This window comes from Micromonospora sp. NPDC048935 (assembly GCF_043197875.1).
Taxonomy (GTDB): Bacteria; Actinomycetota; Actinomycetes; order Mycobacteriales; family Micromonosporaceae; genus Micromonospora.
Genome location: NZ_JBICTZ010000003.1, coordinates 18,264 through 30,971, shown reverse-complemented (window position 1 = coordinate 30,971; position 12,708 = coordinate 18,264). Strand labels below are relative to the sequence as shown.

Sequence of the window (12,708 nt, the reverse complement as noted above, 5' to 3'; positions counted from 1 at the left end):
TCGGCCGGGTTACCGGTAGTGCTCCGACTGCCTAGAGTAGTACCGGTCGACACACTGAGCCGACCGTGCGGGGACGGAGGGTCATGGCAACCCGATTCACCCGAGTGACAGTGGTGGCCGGCGGGCGGAGCCTCGATATCAGCCTGCCGGCGGCCCGGCCGGTGCTGGAGTTCGTGCCGCAGGTCTGCGAGTTGCTCTCGCTCACGCCCGAGGCCGCCGGCCGCTGGAAGCTGTCCACAGTGGCGGCCGGCGGGTTGGACCCACGCCGCTCCCTGGACGAGGCCGGCATCATCGACGCCGAGACGCTCTACCTGACCCCGCCCGAGCAGGCGCCCCTGCCGCCGTTCGTCGATGACGTGGTCGACGAGGTGCAGACCACTCTGGACGACAACGGCAGCGAATGGCGTGACGCCGCCCGGATGACGGGCAGCGCGGCACTGGCCGGTGTCGTGGTGCTGACCCTCACGTACGCGCTCACCACCATGTCGGTGCCGGTGGCCGCGGCCCCGGCCATGCTGTTCACCGTGGCCGCACTGGCGGTGCTGGCCGGCCGCATGCTCGGCGCGCCCGGTGGCACGCTGCTGATCGCCGCCGCCGTGCCGGCCTGGTTGGTTGCCGGCGTCGCGGTCGCCCGGGCGGCCGGTTGGCCCGAGCCGGCCCTTCTCACCGCCGGCGCACTGGGCGCCGGTCTCGGTGCTGCCCTGTTCGTCCTGGCGGGCGAACGGTGGTATGGCGTTGCCGCCGGCGGTCTCGCGGTGACGGTCCTCGGCGGGCTCGGCACCGCGCTGCTCGTCGCCGGGCTCGATCCGCAGCGGACGGCGGCCGTGGGCTCGGTCGTGGTCGTCTTCGCGGTGGGGCTCGCGCCGCAGCTCGCGCTCAGCTCGGCCCGCCTCGTCGATCTGCTGCGCCGGCAGGAGGAGAGCCAGTGGGTCGGCCGACACCTGGTCGCGGCGGCGGTCCGCCGGGGTCAGACCGTGCTGTCCGGTGCCGTGGTCGGCGTCGCGCTGGCTGCCACGGCCGCGTGCGTCGTGCTGCTGACCGGCCCGGCCGGCATCGGCGTGCTGCTCGGTGCGGTGCTGGGGCTGGTGTTCGCGCTGCGGTCGCGGGTCTTCACCCGTTTCGGTCAGGTGCTGCCCATGCTCGTCCCGCCGGTGACGGCGGCCACCGTGGCGGTGCTCGATGCCGTCCGCCTCACCGACGCCGACGAGGCGGTGCGGGCCTGGCTGGCCGTGGTCGGTGTCCTGGTGGTGGCGGGTGCGGTGCTCTGGGCCGGCCGTCCCCGGCTGGACGACGTCGGTGCCGCCCGGTTGCGGCAGCTCTTCGACCTGGCCGAGGTGCTCGCGGTGGTCAGTCTCGCGCCACTGGTGATCGCGGTCTTCGGTGGCTTCGACTGGGCGGCCCGCTGACCCGAGGGCCGAGCGCATCCGCTGATCAGCCGATCCGTGTGCTGCGGGGCACGATCGCCGTGGTCGGCCCGGACCGGTCCGCCGGCCCGGTCGACCGGACGAGGATGGGGCGCGCCAGGTCCGATGCCTGTTGCGTGGCGACGGGTGGGGCCAGCCCGCGTTTCTGGCGTTGCTGGGCGAGCAGCCCGCCGATGCTGGTGATCGCCCAGACCGCGACCAGCAGCAGGGCACCGACGACCAGGCTCGCGATCACCGTCGCGTAGGGACGGCGCAGGTCGCGTGGACCCCGCCGGGACCCGTGCAGGAGCGCGGCCTTGGCGGTGGCGGTGCGCAGTGCGTGCGCCTCGACCACCACCCGGTCCCGTCCGTCAGCCACGGCCCGACCCGGCCCCGTCGTCAGTCATGGCCGCGCCCGCCCCGGTGGTCAGTCATGGTCGTCGGCCCGGTTGGCCTCGTTGTCGCGCGTGGCCTCGGTGGCGGCGGCCACGTCGTCCGCATCGGCTGGCCTGATGCTCTGCGCCACCGCCACGATCACGTCGGCGAGCACCTGCTCCATCTCGGGGTGCGGTGTCGCGGCACTGAGCAGGGCCGTCCAGGTGGTGCCGGGCAACGGCAGGAACAGCTGCAACACCATCGAACGGACCCGGGTCAGGCCGCCCGGCGGCACCGTGGACGCGACGTCACGGTGCAGCACCCCCGGCCCGATCGGCGTCTCGACCTCCTCCGTCGTGCCGGTGCGCGGCAGCGTCTGCCGGACCAACGCGAGACCGGCCGGTTGGGGCGCCGAGTTGAACCAGCCCAGGTGCAGGCCGGCGCTGCCGACCGCACCGGTGGACATCCGCCCCAGCTGCACCAGGCTCAGCGACGCGCCGGCCCGTTGACAGTCCGCGACGAGCTGCTCGACGAACTGGAGAACCCCCCGGCGCTCGGCGGCGCGCAGGCGCTGCCCGAAGAACCGGTCGTCGACCATCCGGGCGGCGCTGCGCTGCCAGGAATCCGGATTGGTGTCGAGCAGCGCCCAGTCCGAGGGAACCCCGATGAACCACGGGAAATCCGGGTGCGGGGCATGGGGGTTGAGCTTCAGGTCGTGGGAGGGCAGCGGGTCGAGCATGGAGACGTCGCTCACGCGGCACCCCTACGATTCGGTCGGACGCAGCGCGGCGGCGGTCTGGGTGTCGAAGTCGGAGACCATCTTGCCGATCGCGCTGGAGAGCCCGCCCCACTCGCCGATGTTGTTCATCAGCTCGAGCAGGCTGGTCTTCCACTCGTCGCGGAAATCGGAGATCGCGCCCTGAATATCGGAATGATCATCGGTCAGACCATCGCAGTCGACCACCCCGCGATGATCGGTCTCCAACTGGTCGGCGAGGGTGGTCAAGTTTCCACCTAGGCTGACAAGCGTCGCATAAGGATACTGAACGTACGTCATTCCGCCTCCCCGTCATCGCTCATCAAGGCTAACAACTCACGTCTATGCGGGGGGACCCCGATGACCGAGTACCGACAGATCGGCCGGACGATGGTGCGAGCCCTCGACCCCCGCATCACCGCACGGCTGCGGGCCGAGCGGGAGCGCGACGAGATTCTTGGCGCCCGGCTCCGGCCGGGGGTGATCGCCGTGGTCGGGCCGGGCTCGGGCACCGGCCGCTCGACCGTGGCCGCCCTGCTGACCTCGGCACTGGCCCGCCACCAGGGCGGTAGGGTGCTTGCCGTGGACACCGGCCGCGGCGGCGGCCTGCACGCCCGGCTGGCGATCCGGGCCGGTGGGTCCACCGAGGTGGTGCTCGCCGGTCTCGGGCTGCGCGGTGCCACCGCCGGTCGCCGGCCGGCGGTGGGTCAACGGTGGCTGCGGGAGCGCCTCGCGCTGGCCGAGCGGGCGATGCTGCTGGCCAGCCCCCCGGACGACGCCGAGCCGCCGGTGACGGCAGCCGAGTACGGCACGGTCTCGGCCACCCTCAGCCGGTGGTTTCCCGTGCGGGTCGTCGACACCCCGCCGCTGACCGACGATCCGGTCGTGCCGGCGGTGCTGACCCGGGCCGACCGGGTGGTGCTCGTGGCCCCGAACGACGAGCGCGGCCCCCGCTGGCTCGCCGACTGCCGGTCCTGGATCGCCCCCCTGTTGCGCGAGCCGTTCGACCAGGTCGGCGTGCAGGTGCTGGTCGGCCAGGACGTGCAGCCGGCCGATGCCGCTGTCGAGCGGTCACCCGGTGACCTGCCGACCTTCGTCCTGCCGTACGACCCGGCGCTGCGGACCGCCGACGCGCTGCGCTGGGCCGATCTCGCGAGCGGCACGCAGGAGATCATTCTCGACCTTGCCGCGCAGATTGTGCGAGATATGCGACTCAGCTAGCGCACAAAGGTAGTTGCGTGTCTATGTTCGAATAACTGTGGGTCGAGTTCACGGGAGGGCTCCGGATGGGCGCGAAGTTTTCGATCACCGACAATGCGGTCAACCAACACTCGTCAAACCTAGACACTTCGGTCGCCGCGCTCAACAGTCAGGCGCGGTCGTTCATCAGTGCGATCGAGCCGCTGCCGGCGGTCTGGAAGGGTTCTGCGTTCCAGAGTTGGGACCAGCTGACCCAGCGCTGGAACACGGCGATGGCCGATCTCAACAAGGCGTTGACCGACATCACGAGCCGGGTCGGTTCGGCGGGGCAGCTCTACGACACCTACCACTCGGAGCAGACCAGCCAGTTGCAGTCGACCATGGGGTCGGCCAACTGGGACAGCGCGAAGTTCCGGGGCTGACGGGAAGGTTACGGGGATCATGGGTGACGTCTTCAGTTACGACGAGTCGACCGCCGGGTCGGCACAGGGCGACATTGCGTCGGTCGCCAACGGGGTCCAGGCAAGTCTCGATGATCTGACCAATTTCGTCACCCGGGTCAAGGCCAACTGGGAGGGCGACGAAATGGAGATCTACAACGGTATCCAGACGCAGTGGAACACTGCGGCGGACACCGTCAAGCAGATCCTCGACTCGGTGAAGGGTGCCCTGGGTCAGACCACGACGTCCGTGCAGGAGATGCGCGGTCAGGTGCGGGGGACTCTGCAGGGCTGATCCATTCGTGCGACCGCGTCCGGGCATCGATCGAAGTCCGGGCGCGTCGTCGTGCTACGCGGTGCCGGGCGGATAGCTGCCCCACATCGGGTGTTGCGAGGGCTACAGGCTGGTTGGCGTGGACACGGGGAGGTCCGGCGCGATGGCTGAGTTTCCGGCGCACTTGTTCAGGATGGATGGTGATCCGTCGGCGATTAGGTCGTCGGCGGGGCGGTGGCAGGGTTTTGGTTCGGCGGCGTCGCAGGCGGCGGGGCAGATCACGGGTTTGGACACGAGTCAGTTCGTGGGTCCGGAGGGTGATCTGTTCCGGGAGGGTCTGAACGCGCAGATGCCGGGGCATTTGCGGGTGACCGGTGATGCGTTTGGTCGGGTGTCGTCGGGGTTGGTGGCGTTCGCGGGGTCGTTGTCGTCGTTGCAGGATCGGATGCGTCCGTTGGGGCAGCGTGCTCCGGGTTTGTGGGCGGCGTTGCAGGCGGCGCGGGGGCGGGCTGATCGGGCGAAGCAGGCTGATGAGCGTCATGAGCGGGAGGTCGCCGACCGGCCGCCGGACGCGGAGCCGGAGCCGGATTCGTATCGGTCGGATGCGGGTGCGGCGGGTTCGGCGTTGTCGCAGGCGCAGCGCGATTGGGACGAGTGCGTGGCGCAGGCGGGTGCGTTGCGGGGTGAGTTGGCCACGGCGGTGCGTGACTGCGTGCGGGCCGTGAACGACGCGAAGGGTTTGCGGTTCAAGGAAAATCCGAAGTGGTGGGATCTGAAGGGTCAGTTCACCAACTTCGTGCGCGACAACCAGGAGTTGTTGGCGCAACTGTCGAGCGCGTTGAAGATCGTTTCCCTGGTCGCGGGTCTGCTGTCGTTCATTCCGATCCTTGCGCCGATCATGGGGCCGATCGCCATCGCGGCTGGTGCGGCGGCGTTGCTGATCGACGCGTCGTTGTATGCGGCGACGGGTAAGGGCAGTCTGACCAGTTTGTTGATCGACACGGTGCTCACCGTCGTGCCGATCGGCCGGCTCGCGGCGCTCGGCAGACCGGTCCTGGCCCTCGCCAAGCGGGGGTTGCCCGCCCTCGCCCGAGCCCTTCCCAAGGTGCGTGCGGCGCTGCCGCGGATGCCCCGCCCGAGCATTCCCGCGGGCGCGCGCAAGTGCGCGGCTGACCCGATCGACGTGGCCAGCGGCGAGGTGGTGCTCACCCAGACCGACGCCCAACTGCCCGGCCTGCTCCCGCTGGTCCTGAGCCGTAGTCACCTGTCGTCGTACCAGATTGGTCGGTGTTTCGGGCCGTCCTGGGCGTCCACCCTGGATCAGCGGGTCGAGATCGACGAGCAGGGGACCTGCTTCGTCGCCGACGACGGCATGGTCCTCACCTACCCGACTCCGGCCGATGTCGACGCGCCGACGATGCCGGAGACGGGTCCCCGATGGCCGCTCACCCCGACCGTGGAGGGATTCCGGGTCGACCAGCCGGAGGTCGGTCGTGCGCTGCATTTCCAGGCGGTGCCTGGCCTGCCGGAGCCGGCGGGCGAGGGCGGCCCCGTTCGGGTGCTGCCCCTGGTTGCCGTTACCGACCGCAACGGTCACCGGATCGACCTGGACTGGCGCGACGGGGCAGTCACCGAGATCCGGCACAGTGGTGGCTACCGGATCGCCGTCGACACCCTGCACGGCCAGGTAGCGGCCCTGAGCCTGCTCGATGCGGAACCTGCCGGTGAGGCCCGGACGCTCGTGCGGTTCGGCTACGACGAGGCCGGTCACCTCACGGAGGTGGTCAACGCATCGGGGTTGCCGTTGCGGTTCGCGTACGACGACGACGGCCGGTTGGTCCGCTGGCAGGATCGCAACGAGCAGGAGTATCACTACACCTACGACGAACAGGGCCGTTGCGTCGCCGCGACCGGCTCGGGCGGCTTCCTGTCCGCGCGGCTGCACTACGACCCGGCCGACCGAAAGACCGCGGTGGACGACTCGCTCGGCCACACCACGGTCTACGAGCTGACCGAGCGCGGGCAGACCGAACGGGTCACCGACCCGCTGGGCCATGTCACGGCCTTCACCTGGGACGCTTTCGATCGGAAGCTGTCCGAGACCGATGCTCTCGGCCGGACGACTCGTTGGTCCTACGATGACGACGGCAACCTGGTCGAGGTCACCCGCCCGGACGGCAGCCGGGCGACAGCGTCGTACAACGACCTGCGTCAGCCGGTCCTGGTCACCGACGTCGACGGCGCGACCTGGCGATACGACTATGACGAGCGCGGCAACCTGACAGTGGCCGTCGACCCGGTTGGTGCTGTCACCCGCTACCGGCGGGAGGCGTCGGGCCATCTCGCCGAGGTGATCGACGCCTTGGGCAACAGCATGCGGACCGACACGGACGCGGCCGGTCTTGTCAGCCGGGTCGTCGATCCCACTGGCGCGATCACCAGCTACCGGCGGGACCGGGCAGGCCGCGTGTCCGAGGTGCATGACCCGGTTGGCGGCACCACTCGCGTTGGCTGGACCCCGGAGGGTCTGATCAGTTGGCGGCGCACCCCGGACGGGGCGAGCGAGGAGTGGGCCTACGACCCGGAAGGCAACCTGGTCAAACACACCGACCCGGCCGGCGCGACCACCGAGATCGAGGTTGGCCCCTTCGACCTGCCGGTGGCCCGGGTCGGCCCGGACGGTGCCCGGCTGGCCTTCGGTTACGACACCGAACTGCGGCTGACATCGGTAACAAACGCGCAGGGTCTGGTCTGGCGCTACGACTACGACCCGGCCGGGCGGTTGGTCGCCGAGACCGACTTCAACGGGCGTACGCAAAGCTATCGCCTCGACGCCGTAGGGCAGGTGGTGACTCGGACCAACGGCGCCGGACAGACAATCGACCTGGTCCGCGACGCGCTCGGCAACGTGGTCGAGAAGCGCACCGCGGAGGCATCCACCACCTTCGAGTACGACCCGGCTGGCCGACTGGTGCGCGCAAGCTCACCCGACGCCGACCTCCGTCTCGAGAGGAACCCGCTGGGCCAGGTGCTCGCCGAGATCCGGGACGGGAAGGCAGTGACCTTCGCCTACGACGGGCTCGGCCGTCCCACTCACCGCCGGACTCCATCGGGAGTGGAGACCCGTTGGGAGTACGACGCCGGTCACCGACCGGTCGCGATGCACACCGGCGGTGCCGCGGTGGGCTTCACCTATGACGCTGCCGGCCGGGAAACCCGCCGAGTTGTCGGTGACGTCGCCCTCACCCAGACCTGGGACGCCAACCATCGGCTGCTCTCCCAGATTCTCGTCGTGGACGCCCCGGTCGCGGAACATGACCCGGCGATGCCGGGTGCTGTGCCGAATCTCCTTGCGCACCGGACCTACCAGTACCGCGCTGACGGCTACCTGACCGAAACCGCCGACCAATTCACCGGCACCCGTCGGCTGGAGTTGGACCGGGCCGGCCGGGTCACCGCCGTGCAGGCGGCGGACTGGATCGAGCGGTACGCCTACGACGAGGCCGGCAACCTGACCTCCGCCACCTGGCCCGGTGCGGCTGACGGTGAATGGGATTACACCGGCGCCCTCATCAGGCGTGCCGGGGACGTACGTTATGAGCACGACGATGCGGGACGCGTCACGCTGCGGCAGGTCAAGCAGCGTTCAAGCAAGCCTCTGACCTGGCGTTACGCCTGGGACAGCGACGATCGGCTGACCGGCGTCACCACCCCGGACGGCACCCGCTGGCGCTATCGGTACGACGCGCTCGGCCGCCGAGTGGCCAAGCAGCGGCTCGACGCTGACGGCGGGGTGGTCGAGCACATCGACTTCGCCTGGGACGGGCCTCGGCTGGTCGAGCAGACCCAGCACCACACCTCGGGACCGCGCAGTAGTACCTGGGAGTACCAACCCGGCACCCTCCGCCCGATCAGCCAGACTGACTCCTGGATCGACCAGGACGAGATCGACCGCCGCTTCTACGCCATCGTGAGTGACCTGGTCGGCTCGCCAACGGAACTGGTCAGCCAGGGCGGCGAGATCGCCTGGCAGCAGCGCACCACCCTCTGGGGGATCCGGACTCACGGAAGCGCAGCCGGGGTGGACTGCCCGCTACGTTTTCCCGGCCAGTTCTTTGATCCGGAGACGGGCCTCTCGTACAACTACTTCCGATACTACGATTCTGGCACCGCCCGTTACCTGTGTCTTGATCCTCTTGGTCTTGCACCCGGTCCGAACCCGTACGGTTACGTGGTCAATCCGCTTCATCTGATTGACCCGTTCGGATTGACCCCGTGTGGCCCAGGGCGGTATGGGTCAACCGACCTGAGCAAGATCGTAATCCAACACCGACGTCAGGCCGGAATCCCGTCAGGCCAGAACGTGGCGATCTACAGCGTGGAACTCCCTAATGGTCAGATTGCGAACCTGGCTTTCACCAACACCGTCCGGGGGGCCCGCTCCGAGGCTCATGCCGATGATTTCCTGGACAGTCTCGGCATCGATCCGACTTCGGTAAAGGCGATCTACTCGGAACGCAACTTCTGTACGGTGAAAGATCATGAATGTGCTGGTCGGATGGCTCGATTCACCGAGGCGGCGCTCTCCTGGAGTTTCGAGCGCGGAGATAATGCTGCGGCGGCGATCCGGGCAGCGGTCTTCGGCTCGTAGTCGGCGGATGCCCAAAGAAGGAGAAGCGTGGGAACTGAGGAGACCTGGCGAGGCGTCGACCGAATCCTCGATGCAAGCCTGGACGATCTGGCTCTCGGGGTTGATGCTCGGGGACGCGCGGCACCCCAGGTGGCGGATTGGCGGCTACCCGAGGACGGGCGGGTGATCCTCGGTTCCTACGGCCTGCCCGCGCCGAGAGACGACGACTACCTGGGAGTCGTCGGTGACCTTCAGGAGTCCACCGAGCCCCACGAGGGTGTCGACGGTCGATCGTGGTACGTCCTCGGCTCGTATGATCGTTCTCGGCTTGCCGCCGTCGAATGGACCGGGCAGGTCGTGGCGGTACCGGCCGGTTCCCAGGTCCATCCGGATCTCGCCCATCTGCACCCGTCCGGGATGAGCCTCACTCCGGTCAACTCCACCCTGGGCGCGTTCGTGGAATGTGCGTGGCGCTGGCACCGGCTGCTGCCGTTGTTGGCAGACGAGCAGGAGCGTGCCGGCGAAGCCGAGGTGTCGGCCTTGAAGGCGGGCCAGCCTGTCCAGGACATGGTCGACCCGTACGCCGGCTATCAAGAACTCTGTCGCTATGTGCTGTCCCGTTTTCGCAAAATTGACCCGGAGTTGGAAGCTGATTCTGGATTCTGGCCCGACATCATCATCGACGTTTGGTGATACCGCCCCACCGCGAGCGTTGGTCGCGGGAGTCTTTCCGTCGGCGGCACCGATGCTTCTTCGAAGCTGGCGACCTTCGCCGCGAGCGCCGGCACCCGCAGCCGGCATCGGCCGCCGGCGTCGGCAGCCGGCGATGGTCGTTCCGGCCGGCGTGCCGGGAGTCGGCATTCGCTCCGATGTCGTCCCCGGCCTCCGGTCGCGAGCAAACCCGGTCAGCCGGTGCGGAACAGCGGCAGTGGCGCGCCCTGGTAACCGAGTAGGTACTGCTCGGGGTCCGCTTCGAGCACCGTGCCCAGCACCGCCCCGAACACGTCGCGGAAGTCGGTCGTGGCTCTCAGGTCGCCCTGGTCCAGGTCGGTGAGGCTTGGTGGTTGGCCGTGGAAGCCGCCGGCCACCCGCGCTCCGGCGACGAGCACCGGTCCGGCGGTGCCGTGGTCGGTGCCGTCGGAGGCGTTGGCGCGTACCCGTCTGCCGAATTCGCTGTAGACGACCACGGCGACGCGGCGGCCGGCGTCGGTGCCGGCCATGCGGTCCACGAAACCGGTCACGGCCGCGTCGAGTTGGGCGAGCAGGACGTCTTGGGCGGTGCGTTCTCCGGCGTGGGTGTCGAAGCCGCCGAGGCTCACCGAGTACACGCGGGTGGGCACTCCCGCCTCGACGCAGCGGGCGACAAGCGCGAGCTGTGCGCCGAGCGCGCCACCGCCGCCGGTGCCGGTGGCGGTGGCGACCGGGGTCGCGTCGGTGGGGCTGGCGGTCGGGGCCACCGCCTCCCGGACCAGTCGGCCCATGTCGACCAGGTCGGCGTACGCGGAGGCGGCCCGCGCCTGCATCGCCGACTCACCGGCCTGCACCCGGCCGAGCGACGCCACCATCGCCGGGGCCACCCAGTCGGGCAACTCCAACCCCTGGTAGCTGACGCAGGCACCCACCCGCCGCCGGCCGACCAGCAGTGGCGGCAGCACCGGTTCGAAGCTGACCGCGGCCTCGACCGGGGCCCGTGTCTCGTCCAGCCAGCGCCCGACCCAGCCGGTGTCGGCCGGGCCGTTCGGTGCCGCGGTCTGCCAGATGTCCATCGACCGGAAGTGGCTGCGGTCCGGTTTCGGGTAGCCGACCCCGTGCACGATGGCGAGCCGGCCCGCCGACCAGAGCCCCTGTAGGCCGCGCATCGCCGGGTGCAGAGCGTGGTCGCCGTCCAACCGCAGCATCTGCTCCTCGGGGTACGCCAGCTCGGGCCGGGAGGCCCGGTAGGCGGGGTCGGCGTACGGGATCACGGTGTTCAGCCCGTCGTTGCCGCCGTAGAGGGTGACCAGGACGACGGTGTCCACCGGACGCCGGGCGACAGGCTGCTCGGGGTCGGCGGTGTCGAGCAGCCGGGACAGGGTGACCGCGCCGGCGCCGGCGGCGACGGCACCGCAGCCGACCACGCCGGAGGCGAGCAGGAACCGTCGTCGGGTGAGTCGGTCCATCTCAGGTCACCTGGTATTCCGGGCTGACCAGCCCGAGGGTGAGCATCAGGCGGGAGTTGGTGGTGCCGCGCAGCACCTCGTACGTGCGGTCGGTCCAGGTGTCCACGCAGAGCAGGTGGGCCACCTCCTCCGGGGTGAGCCGTTCCGGGCTGAGTTGGCTGGCGAGTTTGCCGGCCAGGGACAGCTTCAGCCGGGCGGCAGCCGAGGTCAGCCAGGCCACCCCGGCGGGCCACCCGCCCACACTGGGCGGGGCGAACAGGCGTTGCCCGAGGCCACCGAGCCCGTCGAGCAGCCCGACGACCGTCTCCGCCGGGAGGGTGGCCGGTCGCAACCCGAGTTGCCGCAGCGCGCCGACCAGCCATTCGACCGGTTGTTTGACCATGGTGGCTCGGGTGGTCGGAAAGGTCTCGTCGGCCAGCAGTGCCCGCAGCATCGGCAGCGGCTCGGGGAAGGCGGCGACCATCTCCTCGCTTGTCTTTTCCGGGATCGGTTGGGTGCTGGACGCGTAGCGGTGCCAGAGCCTGGCGGCCACGAACCGGGGGCAGGCATCCTGTGCCAGCACCAGGTCGACGAGGCTGTCGACGGTGAAGTGTCTGGTGACGCCGAGGATGCTCGACGCGCCGTCGTGGTGACGCCGAGGGTCGAAGACCGATCGCTGCCCGGCGAGGTCGATCCGCCAGCCGGTCAGCGCCAGGCCGGCCTTCTGCACGTCGGACTCGGTGTAGCGACCGAGGCCGAGGGTGAACAACTCGAAAAGCTCCCGGGCGAGATTTTCGTTTGGTGCTTCCCGGCTGTTCAGTTGGCCGTCCAGCCAGTAGACCAGCGCGGGGTCGACGGCCATCCGGTGCGCCATGTCGCGGAAGTCGCGAGATTCCCGTAAGGCGAGGTGTTGGGCCAGCATCAGTTGTGGGCTCTTGACCTTGACGATCGAGGTGGCCCAGTGGCCGTGCCAGAAGAAGAGCAGTTTCTCCACGGCCTGGTGGTCGGCGACGGTCATCCGGTCCAACCACCACTGGGTGAGGCTGGTCGCCTGCGCTCGACGCTGCCCGTCGGCTTCCACCCGCTGCGCCGCGGTGGGCTCGGGCGTGCCGACGTACGGGTCGGGGCCGAGCGGGGGGATCGGCGCCCGGGTGGCTCCGATGTCGGGCCCCGTCGGGGTGGTCAGTGCGGTCAGGGTGGCGGTGAAGCCGGCCCGCCTCGCTGCCTCCAGCTCGTTGGCGGTCGGTCCGAACCCCGTTCGGCGTAGCAGCAGAGCCACGTCGTCGGTCATAGCGACACCATGGTGGGACCCTCAACAGGGAAGCGGCGTTTCACCATCATCCGGAATTTTCCGCCCGTCGGCGACGGGTCGAGCCGCGCCCCGACGATACGTCCTCGATGGACGTACAGCATAGAGTGTGGACGATTGGTAATGGCGGCGCCGATCGGATGTCCGAATACTGACGTGTGTCGGCTGTGGTATGTAATTCG

The 12,708-nt window shown here is 69.6% G+C and carries 11 protein-coding genes; 6 read left to right on the top strand and 5 right to left on the bottom strand.

Annotated features, from left to right (window positions below; translation table 11 throughout):
* Positions 1-83 precede the first annotated feature (83 nt).
* A complete protein-coding gene (gene eccD / locus ACGFIW_RS10740; RefSeq protein WP_393312857.1) occupies positions 84-1,406 on the top strand; it encodes a type VII secretion integral membrane protein EccD in 1,323 nt (440 codons plus the stop codon).
* A gap of 25 nt (positions 1,407-1,431) precedes the next feature.
* Here eccD and ACGFIW_RS10735 read toward each other — a convergent pair whose 3' ends face one another.
* Genes ACGFIW_RS10735 through ACGFIW_RS10725 form a run of 3 tightly spaced genes read right to left on the bottom strand, consistent with a single transcriptional unit; the run spans position 1,432 to position 2,784 of the window.
* Entirely contained in the window at positions 1,432-1,782 is a 351-nt protein-coding gene (locus ACGFIW_RS10735) for a hypothetical protein (protein WP_393312855.1), read from the bottom strand.
* A gap of 48 nt (positions 1,783-1,830) precedes the next feature.
* Positions 1,831-2,532, bottom strand: coding sequence for a hypothetical protein (locus ACGFIW_RS10730; RefSeq protein WP_393312853.1), 702 nt, complete (start codon positions 2,530-2,532; stop codon positions 1,831-1,833).
* Positions 2,533-2,541: 9 nt separating this feature from the next.
* A complete protein-coding gene (locus ACGFIW_RS10725) occupies positions 2,542-2,784 on the bottom strand; it encodes a hypothetical protein (RefSeq protein WP_393312851.1) in 243 nt (80 codons plus the stop codon).
* A 111-nt stretch (positions 2,785-2,895) separates the two neighbouring features.
* On the opposite strand from ACGFIW_RS10725, the gene ACGFIW_RS10720 reads away from it, so the two are divergent.
* The 5 genes from ACGFIW_RS10720 to ACGFIW_RS10700 all read left to right on the top strand — a co-directional run bounded on the left by ACGFIW_RS10720 (position 2,896) and on the right by ACGFIW_RS10700 (position 9,772).
* Positions 2,896-3,756, top strand: a complete 861-nt coding sequence (locus ACGFIW_RS10720; protein WP_393312849.1) for a hypothetical protein — start codon at positions 2,896-2,898, stop codon at positions 3,754-3,756.
* A 65-nt stretch (positions 3,757-3,821) separates the two neighbouring features.
* Complete coding sequence (locus tag ACGFIW_RS10715) at positions 3,822-4,157, top strand: WXG100 family type VII secretion target (protein WP_357080014.1); 336 nt, start codon at positions 3,822-3,824, stop codon at positions 4,155-4,157.
* A 19-nt stretch (positions 4,158-4,176) separates the two neighbouring features.
* Positions 4,177-4,470 (top strand): WXG100 family type VII secretion target, encoded by a 294-nt coding sequence (locus ACGFIW_RS10710; RefSeq protein WP_357812971.1) that lies wholly within the window; start codon positions 4,177-4,179, stop codon positions 4,468-4,470.
* 142 nt (positions 4,471-4,612) lie between these two features.
* Positions 4,613-9,100 (top strand): DUF6531 domain-containing protein, encoded by a 4,488-nt coding sequence (locus ACGFIW_RS10705; protein WP_393312847.1) that lies wholly within the window; start codon positions 4,613-4,615, stop codon positions 9,098-9,100.
* A gap of 27 nt (positions 9,101-9,127) precedes the next feature.
* On the top strand, positions 9,128-9,772 hold the full coding sequence (locus ACGFIW_RS10700) for an SUKH-4 family immunity protein (protein WP_393312845.1): 645 nt from the start codon (positions 9,128-9,130) through the stop codon (positions 9,770-9,772).
* 212 nt (positions 9,773-9,984) lie between these two features.
* Here the strand turns inward: ACGFIW_RS10700 and ACGFIW_RS10695 are convergent, their stop codons facing one another.
* Together ACGFIW_RS10695 and ACGFIW_RS10690 are read right to left on the bottom strand one after the other, a co-directional pair.
* A complete protein-coding gene (locus ACGFIW_RS10695) occupies positions 9,985-11,238 on the bottom strand; it encodes a DUF1501 domain-containing protein (RefSeq protein ID WP_393312843.1) in 1,254 nt (417 codons plus the stop codon).
* 1 nt (position 11,239) lies between these two features.
* Complete coding sequence (locus ACGFIW_RS10690) at positions 11,240-12,508, bottom strand: DUF1800 family protein (protein WP_393312841.1); 1,269 nt, start codon at positions 12,506-12,508, stop codon at positions 11,240-11,242.
* Between the last annotated feature and the right edge of the window lie 200 nt (positions 12,509-12,708).